Genomic DNA, 17,526 nt, shown 5'->3' on the forward strand with positions numbered 1-17,526 from the left:
TTCACCCATAAACATAGATGATGGATTCTGTTCAGGTTGAAATAACTGCGCCACTGACTCTGGAATTTTCCCAGATTGCCTCACCACCAACAACACTTTCTCTAAACTCTCGAATTCCCAAGGATACTATTCGCACTAGTTTAAAAGCTTCCACTGCGGATTCTGTCTTAGCAGCGGTTTACTCCCTTGGAACAGGCGGGATTTTACTTGGCAATTTCTTGGTGGAATTGGATGCTAGTCCAGTGGTATTTGGGATGCTGTCCTCTATCCCGATGTTGGTCAATCTAGTTCAGCCATTGGGTGCTTACTTGTCTGAACGTAGCACCAGTCGCTTTCAATATTCTCTTCGGACACACGGAATTGGTCGGCTGCTATGGCTGATTTTAGTAATTGGTATTGCAAGCCTCAGATGGGGAGTGTTTAATACTCACCAGTTAGTGATATTGACACTCTTGATTGTTCTATTCAGCAATCTTTTGGGAGGACTAGGAAGTGCATCATGGCTAAGTTGGGTGGCAATGATAGTTCCGCGGCGATTGCGAGGCAGGTATTTTGGGATACGCAATAGTGCTGCTAGCCTCACCAATTTGGTTTGCGTACCAATGGCTGGTCTAGTTGTATCACATTGGTATGGGGGAACTCTACAAGGCTATGGGGTGGTTCTGCTGGTAGCCATAGTGTTTGGGATTATCGGATTGGGGTGTCAGTATTTCCAGGTGGATATGAATCCGCGATGCCTACGACCACAAGCTACACAAAACACTTATGATGGCAAGTTACCTCAAACTAGTGAGATTCAGCCATATCCTGCAAAAGATGAATCTTTTGAAGTCGCTCAATCAATTTATCCACCACAAAACCAATTAGCTAACAGCATCTGGAAAAACTCTAACTTTTTGATATTTCTGCTGTATTTCAGCTTCTGGACGCTTGCTGTTAACCTCAGCACTCCTTTTTTTAATCTCTACATGCTGGACACGCTGGATTTGGACGTGAGCTACGTGACTATCTACAACAGCCTTCAGGCGGGGGCGACTTTGCTGATGCTCATCGTGTGGGGCAAATTAGCAGACAAGATAGGGAATCGTCCCATCCTTATCTTTATTGGGATTTTGGTTGCAGCCACACCACTGCTATGGCTGGGGATTGGTGTTAATCGCCTTGACATCTGGTTGTGGTTACCCCTTTTACACATTTTGGGTGGAGGGACTTGGGCGGCGATTGACTTGTGCAGCAACAATATACAATTGGGTATTGCACCAACTAAAAATCAGTCTATCTATTTTGCGATTGCAGCTGCCGTTGCTGGAGCGAGTGGTGCTATAGGCACAACTATAGGCAGCTTCATCGTCCAATTTGCTCAGACTGGAGGCTTACTGGGGTTATTTGCCCTCTCTAGTCTATTCCGACTAGCAGCACTTGTTCCACTCATGTTTCTCCAAGAGCCAGGGAGAGGATGAGGGGGATGAAGTAGTATCTCCCTTGTCTTCCCCCCTGCTCTCCCCGCTCTCCCTGCTCTATTCTGCGGCAGTAGAAGTTAAAGACATTGTTTCCCACAACACCATATGAGGTGTTGTTAGTAGAGGCTGGTGTAGGGCAATCAGTTGGGCTAGGGTGTTCTTCAATTGGGTACGGGGTACGATATCATCAACAAAACCGTGCTGGAGCAAATCTTCAGCAGTCTGAAAATCATCGGGCAGTTTTTCCCGTAGGGTTTGCTCAATCACTCGCCGACCGGCAAAACCAATAGTTGCCTTGGGTTCTGCCAAAATGAGATCGCCCAACATCGCAAAACTTGCGGTAACCCCGCCTGTTGTGGGATTGGTCAAAACGGGAATATACAATAGTCGGGCGTCTTTATGGCGCTGTAGGGCTGCGGAGATTTTCGCCATCTGCATCAGGGAGAGCATTCCTTCTTGCATCCTGGCACCACCCGAGGTGCAGACGATAACTACAGGATACCGCCGTTGAGTGGCTTGCTCAATCATGCGGGTGAGTCTTTCTCCCACCACCGAACCCATGCTACCACCCATAAAACGGAAATCCATAACCCCAAGGGCAATGGGCAAGCCGTTGATTTGACCTAAACCCGTTTTCACCGCGTCTATTAAGCCTATTTTCTCCTGTAATTCCCGCAAGCGATCGCTGTAGAGTTTGCGATCGCGAAATTCCAGCGGATCGGTTGGACGCAAATGCTCGTCCAGCGGTTTCCAGGTATTGTGATCTATCAATTGACGAATGCGCTCATCGCTGTCTACCCGATTGTGATGACCACATTCGACACAAACCATCTGATTGGCTTTCAGGTCTTTTGTATATGCCAACACGCCACATTTAGAACATTTATGCCACAGACCATCAGCAATTTCACGCTCTTGGCGTTCAAGGCTGGTAGGTCCTGATTTCCGTCGATTTGCAAACCAATCAAATAGAGACTTTAAACCGCGTGATTCTTCGTTGTTAGCCATTTTTTATTTTATTTTAAGTGGGTATGAGGTCGAAAACATGTCAAGCTGTATCGGATTATCCTTAACCTTTTGTCATTTGTCTTTACTAATGACTGATGATTACATCGTCAAACTACGCTTTTAAGCAATTCAGACCTTAATTTTCATCTTTGGTTGCCAGCTTAACGAAAAAACTTGTGCCAATACAACTCTCTTGCTCTTTTTTCAGCAGACTTAATTCTATGGACGTACTGACAAAGCTATGAGATATACCAACCTCCAAATAAGATGCTCTCCCCCTCCCACCCAAATCAATTATTCGTATTGCTAGGTCATGAGCAATCAGCATTTGTTGCACTAGTTGTGCTTGCCAACGGTTAATCGTCGTTAAGAGGGTAATACAAGTCACAAGCTGAATATTATCAAAATCTGAAGAGCAGATGGGGTAATGCTGGTTACAGTCCCGAATTATAACTATTTCTTCTGTAAGGACATTTGGGTTAAGAAAGAGGTTACAGGGAATAATCTGTCCCCTGTAACCTGTACACTATTCCCTTCTTCTGCCCTCAGTTCAAGACGCTGAAAAAAATAACCGCAGGTAGCTAGACAAAATGGCTTCGCCGCTAAACAGGGTAATCACAGATCCTAAAGCCAGAAAAGGGCCAAAAGGTATCTTTTGTCCTAATCTTTGTCGGGATGTCTCTTGACTGGCTGCTTTGCGTCTACGTATAATAATACCGCTACCAATTAATGCTCCCAGCGCACAGGCAATAAAACTCGCCAAGAGCAAGTATTTCCACCCTAACCAGGCTCCCATCATGGCTGCTAACTTGGCGTCACCCGCACCCATTGCAGCTTTACCAAAGGCAATTGAACCCAATAAGGCGATCGCATCAAACAGCCATAAACCCAATACTGCACCAACTATCGCCATCATCAGGTGATTTACCAATGCTATAAAGCTAGCTTCTGGTAAAAAACCAACCACCATTTGAAACAAAATCCCCACCACCAAACCTGACTGAGTAAGTCGATTGGGTAGAGTCATTGTATCTAGGTCGATAAGCGATAGCGCCAATAACCAACTACAAAAAGCCCAATAGCCTATTGTTAAAGTCGAAACTTTAAATACCAAAAAAACCAGTAAAAAAATTATGCCCGTTACCCCTTCTACCACAGGATAACGGACAGAAATTTTGCTTTTGCAATATCGACACCGCCCTCTTAAGGAAATCCAGCCGAATACTGGTACATTGTCGTAAGCTTTTAGCTGGTTTAAGCATTTAGGACAACGAGAAGGCGGCCAAAGAATTGACAACCCCGCAGGTAGCCGATAAACAATAACATTGATAAAACTGCCAATAGATGCACCCAAAGCGAAGACCATTACACTCGCCGGAACGGCGAACAAAATGTCCATATAGTCCTTTGTCATTTGTCTCCGAAGTTCTGATCGGAGGAAGCCTCCGCTCAGACTTCTCTCTGTGTCATTTGTCGTTTATCTTTTGTCCTTTGTCGAGATGTCCTTTGTCCTTTGTCGAGAACTAATGACCAATGACTAATGACTAATGACTAATGACTAATGACTAATGACTAATACATGTGCGATTCAATTTGACTCAAGGGCACAAAACATTCTTGAGGTAAGAGAACTGGTTGGTTAGTAAAAATAACCTTACCTCGATGAGTCACACGATTAATTGCTACACCGGAAGGTTGCCCAGCTATTTCGGGATGTACTTCACAGTGAATATAGTATATCTGCCCAGCGGCTCTGATTACAGCGGGATCAATCAAAGGCGATTGGTTCTTTGGGGCGGTAAAATTAACTTGACCTTGTCGTAATGCGTACACTATCGACTGTTATTTGATTGCTAGATTTCCCTCTAGTCTACTCGAAACTTATAGCAAAGGTTGCCAAATTGCCCAGGTTGCATTATTAAATTACTTTCCTTGAATCGCTCTAATCAGTGCATCGCCCATAGCGCGGCAACCTAAAAGATTTTTTCCTGGAGAAATTATATCTCCCGTGCGATCGCCTTGTTCTAAAACTTGCAATACGGCTTGTTCGATGTGATCTGCCGCTTTTGGTTGATCTAAACCGTAGCGTAACATCATTGCCACACTCAAAACCTGCGCTAGAGGATTAGCCTTATCAAGTCCGGCAATATCTGGGGCGGAACCGTGGACTGGTTCAAAAACGCCAGGGCCAGAAGCACCCAAACTAGCTGAGGGTAACATCCCAATACTACCCGTGAGCATGGCAGCAGCATCAGAGAGAATATCACCAAACAAATTGCCTGTCACAATGGTATCGAACTGCTTGGGAGCGCGTACCAGTTGCATAGCAGCATTATCTACATATAGATGAGAGAGTTCGATATCTGGATATTCCTGAGAAAGTTGGGTGATGCGATCGCGCCACAACTGAGATACTTCTAATACATTCGCCTTATCCACCGAACAAAGTTTTCCACCGCGTTTTTTTGCCGCTTCAAAAGCTACCCGCCCAATGCGTTCAATTTCCGATTCCGTGTAAACCATCGTATTTACACCGCGTTTCTCACCAGTCTCTGTGGCAAAAATCCCTTTAGGTTTACCGAAGTAAATCCCGCCAGTGAGTTCGCGCACCACCATAATATCGACGCCTTCCACAACTTCGCGTTTCAAAGTTGAGGCGTCGATTAGCTGGGGCAAAATTTTCGCTGGGCGCAAATTGGCAAATAATCCCAAACCTGCACGTAGTCCTAACAAACCTGCTTCTGGGCGTAAATTAGATGGTAGAGAATCCCACTTATAACCACCAATGGCGGCGAGTAATACAGCATCACTGTTACGGCAAGTATCTAGAGTAGCAGATGGTAGGGGTTCGCCTGTAGCGTCAATTGCTGCACCACCGATGAGAGCTTCTTGAAATTCAAACTTCAGATCAAATTGCTTCCCTACGACTTTCAGCACATCTACCGCCACTGCCATAATTTCAGGGCCAATGCCATCGCCGGGGAGTAAAGTAATGCGGTAGTTCTGGGTCATAGCTAATTTTCCTGGGTAAATGCTTGCAGATTAAATATCATACCTAGCAAAATGTACCGATGGAGTTTTTAATTTATTTGGGTGCGGCTCTTTTGATCCAAAGAAAAACGTGCTGCCCTATGCTTTCGGAGGTATTCGCCCCCAATGGCCAAAACGAGGAAAGGAGAACCAGGAAAAACAGAGTCAGACTTATCAACATATCTGTTCCTAGATTCACTTTCAAAATGCGTTCTAGAGTTGAGCAAAGCGTCTTCAAAGGTGTAGCGATCGGTTGTTTGACAGGTAGTAGATTACTTCGATACCTATGGCTACTCCTAGCATGAACACTAAAACCCAGACGGTTTGTGGATCTGTTTGCAAAGCAAACCAAATTAATATTCCTAGTGCTACCAAACATATTCCAGCACCTAGAAGTGAAATCCACTGCTTGCTTTTCGTATAACGATGCATACGAGCATTAGCTAAATTCACCGCAGCAAATATCAGGAGAAACCCGGCACTACCCATCGTTGAGATCCGACTTATATCAAATAAATTGGCGATTATTAGAGTAATACCACTAGTAATAAATAATCCAATTGAAGATTGGTCACGGCCATTTATTTCGTTGCCATCAAACCCCCTAGATTTAGCAATAACAGAGCTAAAACGAGCTGAGCCGTAGAGTGTTGCGTTACTAGCCGAGAGAGTTGATAAAAGAGCCGCAATAGTCATCAAAACAGATCCGAATTGCCCCATAATTGGTTTGGCAACCTCAGCCAAAGTATAGTCTTTTGCTGCCAAAATCTGTTCTATTGGTTCTGCTCCCAATGTGACGAGTGCTATTAAAACGTAAAGCAAAATGACGAACCCGATTACAGAGTAATAAACTCGTGGCAAAGTATACTTGGGATTGACAAGATCCTCTGCTGTATTGGCGATTAGCTCAAAGCCTTCATAAGACAAGAAAATCACCATTGCTCCTGCGAAAATTGACTGTAGCGACGACACTGAAGCTGGTTGTAGATGGGAAAAGTTGATATGACTGCTCCCCAGAGTAATGAACAGTATCAAAATCCCCAGTTTGAAGCTGACAATCCAGATTTGAGATTTACCAATATAATTGGCAGTTAATAGATTTAGTCCGGTTGTCCCTAAAATTGCCAAGCTAATCAGTAAGTGCTTCCAAATAGGTTGAGTAGACTCTGTGAATAGGCTAATTCCGTAACTACCAAAAGCCTGCAAGTAAAAGGAAAGCATGATTACATAGCTAAACCATAGTAGAAGATTCAGCGTCCCACTAAACAGCCCTAGACCAAAAGCCTGGTTTAAGAAGGTTACTGTCCCGCCTCGACATGGATGAGCTACCGAAAGTTTTGCATAAGCATAAGTAGTTATCAAAGCTATTGTCCCTGCGATCACAAATGCTAGTGGTGCGCCTGTATCAGCTATTTGAATTACAACTCCTAACGCTGGAAAAAGTCCACCGACAATGCCTCCTACACCCAATGCCCACACTGACCAAAAACCTATTTTCTTGCTTGACACCTGTAACCTCTTTAGGAATAGATAGTCTTATAGTCGTTGACCAGCACGCAGATAATCAAGCTGAACAATGTTATTACACTATTCTCTGTCCATACACGCTACTACTGTGTACAGCTAGCTACTTAAGTCATTGTCGCGCAAGAAGGGTATACAGCACGCGTCTTGTAGAGAAGGTGGTTCGATAATTTTCATGACTCAAATAGGATTGCTATAGTGCGCTCAACTCCATCATGATCTGAAACATAACGAAGCGATGCCTGCGGCGGGCTACACCTACGCACTTTTAAAAAGGAAAATTAGTCAAATTCCTAATGTTCTCAAAAATCCAGCAATTCAAGGTTTTATCTGCAAGTATTTCCTAAATAGCAGAATAAGAATTAATAAGTAGGTAAGGCATACGCCCTACCTACTTTTGCTAAGTTATGACCTGTTCCAAGCCTTGATGAAGGCAATCACTGAATATCCACAAGCATTCATCATTACTCCATTTACTGTACCACCGACCATAGAGCCTATAAAAGGCATTATTGTTGCTACGTTCACGAAAGTTTTTTCGCCTGCTTTGGAGATTAACTTAATTCCTAAAGCTTTATTTATCTCAGCAAAAGTTTTACCAGGGATAGACATCAAAGCTTTTTGAATAGCTTGTGATGCTGCCTTAGTTCCTAATTGATTAGCCAGTTCAGATACACTAACTCCAGCAGCAGCAGCTAAGACTAAGGGTTGTGCAGATTGGCTGCTAGTGTCAATTCCATATATGGTGAAAAGAGTAGATGCGAGTTTGACTTGGGAATATAAAGTACTAGCAATATCAAAGGGTATTCCAGCAATTCCCACAAACCCACTCCCAATACCCTCGCCTACTGACCAGAGTGTTGACTGACTATATAACGTTACTTGCCATCTTATCTTTATCACCCCACCACCGCGAATCGTTGAGATATGTTTGCCCCCACTCTCTACCTCCTTCGACCGCACTAGCAATAGTTTGCCCGATAACAGGCATCTTCATAATCGATTCAAAATCCATACAGCCTTTACCTGATTAACTGAGAAGACCTAGAGATTTCTAGCTTTAGTATTCTCAGTAGTAACTAAATAATTATTAGTATTATTTAGAACTTTAATGAAGATAGTGGTAAATAATGCCCATGACTCAAAGCAGCTTTACATAAAGCCAGTTTCAATTTCCGAAACCAGCCTGACAGAAGTTGTAGAAAGAGGTTAGGTTAAGTGTTAATCACAAGCCGCACCCCAGCAGCGATGGTAAAAGAATTAGCAATTTGCACCCGTGGGCTAACTAAGCAATTTGACCGACACGTTGCTGTCAATGACGTTCATTTAGAGATTCAGGCGGGGGAAGTATATGGATTGATTGGGCCGAATGGCGCAGGTAAAACAACTCTCATCCGCATGTTGGCAACTGCTGAGGAACCAACTACGGGTGAGATTTATATTAATGGCGATCGCCTACTCCGTGACAAGAGTAATCCCAAACTTAAGCGTCGTCTAGGCTACTTACCCGATGACTACCCGCTGTATGAGGATCTGACAGTCTGGGATTACCTAGATTATTTTGCGCGTCTGTATCGTTTGCGAGAACCACGCCGCACTCAACGCCTGCATGAAGTTTTAGAACTCATCCAACTTGGTAATAAACGCCACAGTCAGATTTCTACTCTGTCGCGGGGGATGAAACAGCGCTTAAGTTTAGCGCGAACCATTATCCACGAACCGATTTTACTACTACTGGATGAGCCTGTTTCTGGGCTTGATCCTATTGCGAGGATGCAGTTTCGTGAAATCATTAAGGCTTTGCGAGAAGCTGGGATGACTGTAATCATTTCTTCGCACGTTCTCAGTGATTTAGCGGAACTGTGTACTTCTGTGGGAATTATGGAACTTGGCTTTTTGGTAGAAAGTACTTCTTTACAGCAACTTTATCAACGTCTTTCCCACCAGCAAATTGTGTTATCAACTTTGGGGAACATAGAGACACTTTTAAGGGAATTGAAACATCATCATTTAGTGGAAGAGTGGGAGGTGATTCTAGGAAAAAACAGCGTGCGGGTAAATTTTTCAGGCAAAGAGGAAGATAGTGCTGAGTTATTGCGATCGCTCATCAAAGCAGGCATTCCCCTGACTGATTTTCACTGCACGCAAGAAGACTTAGAAAGTATTTTCCTAAAATTAGGTCACAAACAAGCATCTTAATACGTCAATAAATATCACTCCCCATTTTTGGAGATTTTTTTGCTATGATGCCCAATTTGATAGATAAAATCGGCGATTGGAATCCGCAACTATTGCGGGAACTCAAAGGACGCCTGAAATTTTTTAATGTAGCGATCGCAGTTGCTGCATCTCTACTCCTACAACTGGTAGTTTTTTTATATCAGTTACGAGAATATCCTGATGATAAATACTCGCTAACTGGCACATACTGTAATCTGCGTCAAGTATACCAGCAGCAAGAAAAAGAGATTTACCAGGAATCAAATCAATCTCAACTTTCTGATTTCAATGATTTCCTTTTAAATAACTTTTGCCCCCAAAATGAAATTGATTGGCAGTTGTGGTGGCGAAATCACTGTGAATATATATTCCTAACATTTAGTGTAATTTTTGTATTTACACTATTAGTTGCAGGAACTTATTTGCTAATCAACGATTTAGCCAAAGAAGAAACTCGCGGTACACTGAATTTCATCCGTCTCAGTCCTCAATCAGAAACAAGTATATTGACTGGCAAGTTGCTAGGAATTCCGAGTTTAATTTATCTGATCATCTTAGTAGCAGTTCCTTTACATCTGTGGGCTGGGCGTTCTGCCAAAATTGCCTTTAGTTACATTTTGAGTTATTACGCAATTCTTGCTGCTAGCTGTATTTTCTTCTACAGTGCTGCACTATTATTTAGCTTAGTTAGTCGGTGGTTTAGTGGTTTTCAGCCTTGGTTAGGTAGTGGTGCAGTTTTCCTTTTTTTGTTGACAACGTTTCAGATAGCTTCATTTGATAATTTAGACACTTGGCATAATTCAACGGCTTGGTTGAGGCTGTTCGCTCCTTGGGATGTAACAAATTATCTATTTCATAACTTGTCCCATTTATACAAGGGTTCTCCCCTGAAAAACTTGCAGTTTTTCTATTTACCATTAGGGACAAGTGTTGTTAGCGTTGTTGGCTTCTATTTATTAAATTTGGGATTGTGCAGTTACGGTATTTTGCAAGCTCTTAAACGTTGCTTTTGTAATCCTCAAGCCTCAATAATCAGCAAGAAGCAAAGTTATTTACTAGTAGCTTTTTATCAATTGATGATCTGGGGATTTGCCCTACAAAATGGTAAAAATAATCACACATGGGATGAACAGGTTGGTGAAAATTTCGTTTTGCTAGCACTGTACAACTTGGTGTTAATTTTAAGTTTAATTGCGGTTCTTTCTCCTCACCGTCAAGATGTACAAGATTGGGCAAGATATCGACATCAGGGAGTTTCTAGCCACAAGAGTGTTTGGCAAGATTTAATTTGGGCCGAAAAAAGCCCTGCACTTGTGGCGATCGCAATTAATTTAACAATTGTTACTATCCCCTGGTTAGTTTGGCTTCCACTTACATCTATTGTTGACGCAAATGATGGCCGAACTTGGATGGTTAACGAGATTGACAGGTTTAAAGTACTTTTAACTATAGCTTTGTCTATCAACTTAATGATGATTTACGCTACCATCGCCCAATTGATACTTTTGCTGAAAACTCCTAAGCGTTCTTTTTGGGCAATTGGGACTTTAGGTGCAGCCGTGTTCCTACCACCGATGATTCTAGAATTGATCGGTATCTCGTCGTGGAAACATTCTACTGTATGGATGTTTACAACTTTTCCTTGGGCAGCTGTAGAATACGCTGGGGTGACAACAGTTTTTATGGCACTCTTAGCTGATTTGAGTGTTCTAGCGTTGTTAAACTTCCAGTTGGCAAGGCAAGTGAAATTAGCAGGCGAATCTGCTACGAAAGCATTATTGGCAGGACGTTAGGTAAGTAGTTGAGACATGTTAGATCCCCGACTTCTTAAAGAAGTCGGGGATCTTGTTTTTCATGAATGATTTCAGGCTGCTATATTATCTATTATTTGCCAAAATTGTCGGTTAAATTTTTAATCAGCACAAATATCACAGCGATCTAAAAATTATGCTAAATTTTCCGACTCAAGACCTACGCTACACAGCTATTCAGTTTTTAGAACAAAGTCCTCCACAGCGTCTACAAATTCTCAAGCAACTGGGCATAGCTCGTTATGAGTTTTTAACCAAAATACGACTAAATGAAGCAAATATAATTTGTATGATCCGGTTTTTTAAATATCCAAGTCAGCTAAAGTTTCCTAATCTTATAGGAGCAGATTTATCTGGTTTAATTTTAGATGGGGTAAACTTCATTCGAGGAAATTTATCAGAAGCAAATCTTCAAGGTAGTAGTTTAGTCAATGCAGACCTCTTATTTGCAAATTTTACGAAAGCCGACTTGAGAAATGCAGATTTACGAGGTACAACTCTTAACGAGACTATTTGGTTAGAGACTTTAGTCGATAAGTGTCAGCTTGGCGTAGGTACTGGTTTAAATTATCTGCAACGTCAAGATTTACAAATACGCGGAGCTATATTTAATTCTTGAAAAATTGGTAATTAAAACGCAAAAAATTATAAGATTATTGAATTGAAATTGTCCTGGATAAGTTAATGAGTATTAAGTTGCCCCAAAAATTGATGTTGCTGGGTTCAGGAGAGCTAGGTAAGGAATTTGCGATCGCTGCTCAACGTCTTGGTAATTATGTTATTGCCGTTGATCGCTATCCTAATGCTCCGGCAATGCAAGTTGCTGATGCTTATGAAGTTATTTCTATGCTCAGTGCTGATGATTTAGAAGCTGTAGTCACAAAACATCAGCCAGATATTATCATACCAGAAATTGAAGCAATAAGAACAGAAAAACTTCTGGAATTTGAACAGCGAGGGATTACAGTTATACCAACTGCGGCTGCTACTAACTATACAATGAACCGCGATAGAATTCGGGAATTGGCACATCAAGAATTAGGCATCAGAACAGCTAAATATGGTTATGCAACAACTCTAGAAGAATTGATTGCAGTTTCTGATGAAATTGGGTTTGCTAATGTTGTTAAACCTGTGATGTCATCCTCTGGTAAAGGTCAGTCTGTAGTGCAGGATAAGAGTGAAGTTGAGAAAGCTTTGAATTATGCGATCGCTAATTCTAGAGGAGACAGTCAAAAGGTAATCGTCGAAGAATTTATTAACTTTGAAATTGAGATAACTTTACTGACAATTAAACAGTGGAATGCACCCACTATTTTCTGTTCTCCTATTGGCCATCGCCAAGAACAAGGCGATTATCAAGAATCGTGGCAACCCGCAGGAATTTCTGAAGACAAGATATTAAAAGCCCAAGAAATAGCCATAAAAGTCACCAATGCTTTAGGAGGAGCCGGAATTTTTGGCGTTGAATTTTTTATTACCAAAGATGAAGTTATTTTTTCTGAACTTTCTCCCCGACCTCACGATACGGGAATGGTGACATTAATCTCACAAAATCTCAATGAATTTGAACTACATTTAAGAGCAATTTTAGGCTTGCCAATTCCTCATATAGAACAGCTAGGAGCATCAGCTAGTGCGGTAATTTTAGCCTCTGAAAAATCTGATTCTATTGCTTTTAGTGGTGTAGCCGACGCTTTCTCAGAAAAAGATGTAGATATCAGATTATTTGGTAAACCTAATGCTCATCCATATCGGCGAATGGGCGTAGCTTTAGCGAAGGGTGTTAATGTCCAAGAGGCTAGGGAAAAAGCTACTAGAGCAGCAACTAAAATCACAATTATCTAATTACCGCAGGAGCGCACAGCTAGCTATCTGCTCCTACCAATATCTATTTTGAACCCAATTGAGAGCAGTTTCACCTGTGCTAGGTCGAAGGTATAACCGGGTGCTAAAGTAACTACCATGCGGGTAGTCTCTGCGTTCAACTGCCCGATGCTAATGTCTTTAATTACTAACCCCACTCTTTGACTAGTCTGTGGATATCCTAATGTAACTCCAGGTAAATCAATTACCAGACGAGTAGGGTTGGTAAGTAGTTGTACTTTCGGTTGAACATTCTCATCTGTGGTGAGGTTCGGATGATTGCGATTGCTATCAAAATGCCAATTAGCTATCGCAGTAGCTTTGACAGTAGAGCCAAACAGAAACAAGCTTAAGAAGCTGGGTAGAAGCCAGCTAAATTTTAAAATGTTTTTTTGTGTGTGAGGAGCATTGGTGAGCGCTTTGTGTGTGAGGAAGATTCTTGAAAAACAAAAACCGCTCACCATTAAAGTACAATTATGAAAAGTTTTGTAAATTATGCGTTTACACAAAAAATAATCTGTTATAATTGTTTAGCTTAATCAGTATATGAGTATTCCGTAATACTCTACGGTTAGTGAGTAGTATCTCTAAAAATTCCAGCTTATTGGGAAAAAAAATTTAATTCAGACGCAGTTAGCTTTTTAATCATTTCCATTAGAACGCTTATGGGAACATATCAAGTATCAACTGTCGTGGGAACATTTCACAAATTTAGATCAATTAAGACGGAAGTTAAAACAAATTCTCGATTCCATCTCACCGGAAGCGATGCCTACGGCGGTAAACTACGCTTCTATTTGTGAGTGGGATTATATCGTTTCCGCTTTATTAAGTGCAACTTCATAGAGAATTGGTATCAGTGTAGTTATAGTTCAATTTATCGATTTTTCTACACCAGATTCCACACGGGATGGAATTTAATTAAGATTAGATGGTTTTTAGTATCTATAGATGTGATTTAAAACTAAAAGCAATATTTTTAACACAGTATTAAAAGTAGCAAATCACCCAGTTTTTGTTTAACTGGGTGATATATTTTAGTATTCGCCAAGGGTAGAAATCTTAGAAAGACAAAATTATTCAATCGTTGGATGTGAAGGAGCGCGTCGTTGGCGTGAAAGTCGCTGCTCTTCCGATGGTGGATTACGTTTAAATACATCCTGTCCGACTAGTGTTGATTCCCAATCATTTTCTGCTTCCATTTCCTTGGTTAGTAGCAAAGTAGTAATAATTTCTTCTTCTTGAGTTTTTTGATTAATTTGATACTGTCCAGACCAAGTAGTAATAGAATTAAAATTGTTACCTACTCCATAATTCCATACAACTACCCAAGCGATAGCTTGGCTATATGCAAGAGGATTAGTATCTACAAAGCCAACAAGATCAAGAAAATTGTTTGGTGATCCACCAACTCCTGAAGCATAACTTCCTTTTATTAACTTATCAGAAGCTGGCATCAATTTCATTTCGGAATTGAGTTCGTTAAACCATGTTCCTTCAAAACTCATAGCTTATTGTCCTTTTATGCAGTTAATAACATTTCACTAGCTCTTATCAGATGTTAGTATACTTTTTATGCAAATTCTGAACTTATTTTTTTTACATTAAAGTAGGACATTGTTGCGATATCTATAACGATGAAAGTTATACCAATTCTCTATGAAGTTGCACTTAATAAAGCTTTTATGATATAATCCCATCCACAAATCGATGCGATCGCCTGTGTCTTGATCCAATAGAGCATCTGTAGCCGCTCCTTAGTTTCAGCGGTTACCTCACATCTTGCACCAATAAAAATTGATGGTATTTAGTCACTCAGTATAAAAACCTAAATCCTTTCTTGAGCGAGAAAAACTAAGAAAAATTATGTAGCTTTATCGCACATCTTTTTAACTTGTACGGTTTTGTACGCATAGGTGCAAGATATGAGTTACCGCATGACGTAATCGATGTTGCAGTTCCTCCCGGCTCTGACATACTTCGACTCGAAAGCTGTTTCCCATACTCTGCACCCTATTCCTGCTTCTCTTAATTTAGTGCATCTTCATGGAGAATTGGTATTAGTCGATTTGCAATTTTCATTGTGGTATTTTTGACTGCTGTCCATCCCCACCCCACTAAGAGTTAAATGTGGGGACTTCTGCGATAGACATTAAAATCCTAAATCTACGGCAATGCGGTGGGCGCAAGCAAACCCAGAAAAAGCTACCGCATTCAACCCCTGACACGGAAAGGTACTATCCCCTACACAATAAAGTCCTGGAATAGCTGTGCGATTAAAGGGCATCTTCAATAAGCCCCACAACTTGCGTCGGGGAATTGGCCCATATGTGCCATCCTCACGACCCAAAAAGCGGCGATGGGTGCGGGGTGTGCCTACCTCCAAATAATCCAATCCAGCATCTAAACCTGGAAAAATCTTCTCTAGACGGTCAATAATTCGCCAAGCCGCTTCTTCTTTCTTCGCTTCGTACTCACTTACAGAAAGTTCTTGCCAATCATCAATACAGTGAGGCGTGAAGGCATGAATGATATGATATCCACTTGGTGCTAAATCTGGGTCAAGTAATGTGGGAAGCGAAACAAAAATTGTGCCTTCTGCTGCTGTCATCTTTTCCCAATCTTCCAGCAAAATATGGTGGCACTCTGTCCCCGCAGGCAAAACTGACTCTTTTACCCCGATGTGCAAACTCAAGAAGCTTGGAGATTTTTGATAATTTTGTTGCCACTTTTTCTCATTATCTGGCATTGTCTCTGCTGGTAGTAATTGTTCAAATGTATCCCAGCGTGTAGCATTAGAAACTATGCGTTTACCCCGATATAGTTTACCATTAGCCAGTTGCACACCTACCGCTTTTCCCTGTTCTGTGAGAATTTTCGTAACTCTAGCTTGGTACTGAATCTTACCTCCAGCCTTCTCTAGACCTTCCACCAGTTTTTGGGCAATTTGTCCCACTCCGCCTTTAGGATAGTTTACTCCGCCATAATGCCTGTCAGAAAAGACCATCCCAGCATTAATCATTGGTGTCATATCCGATGGAACCACCGACCAGCAATAACATTCCATATCGATAAATTTCAATAATTGGGGATCTTTGATGTAGCGTCTGGCAAAATCCCCGGCATTTTGAGGCAGATACTTAACTAAACCGAGACACGCCAAAGGATGCTGGAAAAATACCCGGAGTAGATACCGAGGTTCTTCCAGGGACAGCAAATCCATGCTGTTGAGACACTTGAATACTTTTTGGCATTCGTCATAAAAGCGACGAATCCCCTGTTCTTCATGGCGAAAATGAGCAATAAGATTTTGCAAAAATTTTTCATAAACCCGGTCAACCTTCAGGTTTAAACCTTGGGGTAGATGATAGTGAATCTGCACCGGATCTGCGATCGCTTCTTGGCTGACATTTACAGATGATAATGCACGGGTGAGTAAGTTAGTAGTACCATTTTGTCCCAGTCCAAAAATCATTGATGCCCCAACATCAAATCGATAGCCTTGGCGTTCAAAATAACCAGCGCTACCACCTGGAATCAAATAACGTTCTAGTACCAGCACTTTCGCTCCCTTCGCCGCTAACTGGGTTGCTGTTACTAATCCGCCAATCCCAGACCCAATCACAATCGCATCAAAATCTTGCATTTTTCTCTTTTGTCATTAGTCCTTTGTTTATTTTCTAATGCCCAATCACAAAAAAGAGGGACGAGCCTGCTACTGCTGGCTAATCCCGCTGCCGATCCTTAAAAGAGAGGAGAACACTGTAGAACAATATAGCCTTGATTGAGAATTAATGTCAACTAGTAGTTAAAATTTTTATCAATAAAATTGACAGTGTAAATTTTAGCTGTCAGCCGGATGCAGGAAAGAGTATTATGGTGTTTCAGTTCTTATACAATAAAAAGGCGCCTATTTCTGGCTATGACGCTACAATTGCGCGTTTATGTTCCACCCCATCCCCTGATCAAACACTGGCTGGCAGTTGCCCGTGATGCAGGCACACCTTCAGTATTATTTCGCAGTGCGATGACTGAGTTGGGAAGATGGCTGACTTATGAAGCTGCGCGAGACTGGTTGCCCACACAAGAAACGGCGGTACAAAGTCCCTTAGATACCTGTCCAGCAACCGTGATTGATCCACAAGTGCCTATGGCAGTAGTGCCGATTCTGCGGGCTGGACTAGGATTACTTGAGGGAGCGCAGACTTTATTACCTTTAGCATCAATTTACCACCTTGGCTTGGCGCGAGACGAACAGACACTGCAACCTCATTGTTATCTGAACAAGTTACCAGAAAAATTTGACCCTCAAACACGAGTGTTAATTACCGATCCAATGTTGGCAACAGGAGGGTCGATCATGACAGCAATGGCAGAATTGACACAACGGGGTGCTGATCCAGCCCTGACCCGGATTGTTTGTGTGGTGGCGGCTCCACCAGCTTTGCAAAAACTGAATGCAGCTTATCCAGGTTTAATAGTTTACACCGCTACTATTGACGAAAAACTTGACAGCAAGGGGTATATTGTACCGGGATTGGGAGATGCAGGCGATCGCATCTTTGGGACTTAAGCTAGTATGCAGCTAGGGCAAGAAAATAGCATAA

General features: G+C 41.8%; 16 protein-coding genes. 6 read left to right on the forward strand and 10 right to left on the reverse strand.

The genetic code is table 11. The features are described 5' to 3' along the window. Positions 1 to 20 precede the first annotated feature (20 nt). The gene (locus V7K85_RS02970) at positions 21 to 1,460 is read left to right on the forward strand and encodes an MFS transporter (RefSeq protein WP_334811236.1); all 1,440 of its coding nucleotides are present in this window, start codon (positions 21 to 23) and stop codon (positions 1,458 to 1,460) included. A gap of 57 nt (positions 1,461 to 1,517) precedes the next feature. On the opposite strand, the gene accD is transcribed toward V7K85_RS02970, so the two are convergent. From accD to V7K85_RS03005, 7 genes are all read right to left on the reverse strand, one after another. Next, the gene (gene accD, locus V7K85_RS02975) at positions 1,518 to 2,468 is read right to left on the reverse strand and encodes an acetyl-CoA carboxylase, carboxyltransferase subunit beta (RefSeq protein WP_334811161.1); all 951 of its coding nucleotides are present in this window, start codon (positions 2,466 to 2,468) and stop codon (positions 1,518 to 1,520) included. Positions 2,469 to 2,604: 136 nt separating this feature from the next. Continuing rightward, complete coding sequence (locus V7K85_RS02980; RefSeq protein ID WP_334811162.1) at positions 2,605 to 2,856, reverse strand: hypothetical protein; 252 nt, start codon at positions 2,854 to 2,856, stop codon at positions 2,605 to 2,607. A gap of 162 nt (positions 2,857 to 3,018) precedes the next feature. Continuing rightward, on the reverse strand, positions 3,019 to 3,867 hold the full coding sequence (locus V7K85_RS02985; RefSeq protein WP_334811237.1) for a prepilin peptidase: 849 nt from the start codon (positions 3,865 to 3,867) through the stop codon (positions 3,019 to 3,021). Between the two features lie 173 nt (positions 3,868 to 4,040). Further along, entirely contained in the window at positions 4,041 to 4,301 is a 261-nt protein-coding gene (locus tag V7K85_RS02990; protein ID WP_100899964.1) for a hypothetical protein, read from the reverse strand. 90 nt (positions 4,302 to 4,391) lie between these two features. After that, entirely contained in the window at positions 4,392 to 5,480 is a 1,089-nt protein-coding gene (gene leuB / locus V7K85_RS02995; RefSeq protein ID WP_334811163.1) for a 3-isopropylmalate dehydrogenase, read from the reverse strand. A gap of 252 nt (positions 5,481 to 5,732) precedes the next feature. Continuing rightward, positions 5,733 to 7,007 (reverse strand): APC family permease, encoded by a 1,275-nt coding sequence (locus V7K85_RS03000; protein WP_334811164.1) that lies wholly within the window; start codon positions 7,005 to 7,007, stop codon positions 5,733 to 5,735. A gap of 420 nt (positions 7,008 to 7,427) precedes the next feature. Next, a complete protein-coding gene (locus V7K85_RS03005) occupies positions 7,428 to 7,985 on the reverse strand; it encodes a hypothetical protein (protein WP_334811165.1) in 558 nt (185 codons plus the stop codon). A 285-nt stretch (positions 7,986 to 8,270) separates the two neighbouring features. Here V7K85_RS03005 and V7K85_RS03010 point away from each other — a divergent pair, with 285 nt between their 5' ends. The 4 genes from V7K85_RS03010 (at position 8,271) to purT (ending at position 12,901) form a co-directional block, all read left to right on the forward strand. Beyond that, on the forward strand, positions 8,271 to 9,221 hold the full coding sequence (locus V7K85_RS03010) for an ABC transporter ATP-binding protein (protein ID WP_334811238.1): 951 nt from the start codon (positions 8,271 to 8,273) through the stop codon (positions 9,219 to 9,221). A gap of 44 nt (positions 9,222 to 9,265) precedes the next feature. Next, positions 9,266 to 11,035, forward strand: coding sequence for an ABC transporter permease subunit (locus V7K85_RS03015; protein WP_334811166.1), 1,770 nt, complete (start codon positions 9,266 to 9,268; stop codon positions 11,033 to 11,035). A 154-nt stretch (positions 11,036 to 11,189) separates the two neighbouring features. Further along, positions 11,190 to 11,672 (forward strand): pentapeptide repeat-containing protein, encoded by a 483-nt coding sequence (locus tag V7K85_RS03020; protein WP_334811167.1) that lies wholly within the window; start codon positions 11,190 to 11,192, stop codon positions 11,670 to 11,672. 65 nt (positions 11,673 to 11,737) lie between these two features. Beyond that, the gene (gene purT, locus V7K85_RS03025; RefSeq protein WP_334811168.1) at positions 11,738 to 12,901 is read left to right on the forward strand and encodes a formate-dependent phosphoribosylglycinamide formyltransferase; all 1,164 of its coding nucleotides are present in this window, start codon (positions 11,738 to 11,740) and stop codon (positions 12,899 to 12,901) included. A gap of 23 nt (positions 12,902 to 12,924) precedes the next feature. Here the strand turns inward: purT and V7K85_RS03030 are convergent, their stop codons facing one another. The 3 genes from V7K85_RS03030 to crtH form a co-directional block, all read right to left on the reverse strand. Further along, positions 12,925 to 13,266, reverse strand: a complete 342-nt coding sequence (locus tag V7K85_RS03030; protein WP_334811169.1) for an AMIN domain-containing protein — start codon at positions 13,264 to 13,266, stop codon at positions 12,925 to 12,927. Positions 13,267 to 13,995: 729 nt separating this feature from the next. Continuing rightward, entirely contained in the window at positions 13,996 to 14,427 is a 432-nt protein-coding gene (locus tag V7K85_RS03035) for an avidin/streptavidin family protein (RefSeq protein ID WP_334811170.1), read from the reverse strand. Between the two features lie 644 nt (positions 14,428 to 15,071). Beyond that, positions 15,072 to 16,565: a carotenoid isomerase gene (crtH, locus tag V7K85_RS03040; protein WP_334811171.1), complete on the reverse strand. Its 1,494-nt coding sequence runs from the start codon at positions 16,563 to 16,565 to the stop codon at positions 15,072 to 15,074. A 276-nt stretch (positions 16,566 to 16,841) separates the two neighbouring features. On the opposite strand from crtH, the gene upp reads away from it, so the two are divergent. Next, positions 16,842 to 17,492: a uracil phosphoribosyltransferase gene (gene upp / locus V7K85_RS03045; RefSeq protein WP_334811172.1), complete on the forward strand. Its 651-nt coding sequence runs from the start codon at positions 16,842 to 16,844 to the stop codon at positions 17,490 to 17,492. The last annotated feature ends 34 nt before the right edge of the window (positions 17,493 to 17,526 follow it).

The sequence above is a fragment of the Nostoc sp. genome, from assembly GCF_036917615.1.
In the GTDB taxonomy this organism is placed as follows: domain Bacteria; phylum Cyanobacteriota; class Cyanobacteriia; order Cyanobacteriales; family Nostocaceae; genus Nostoc.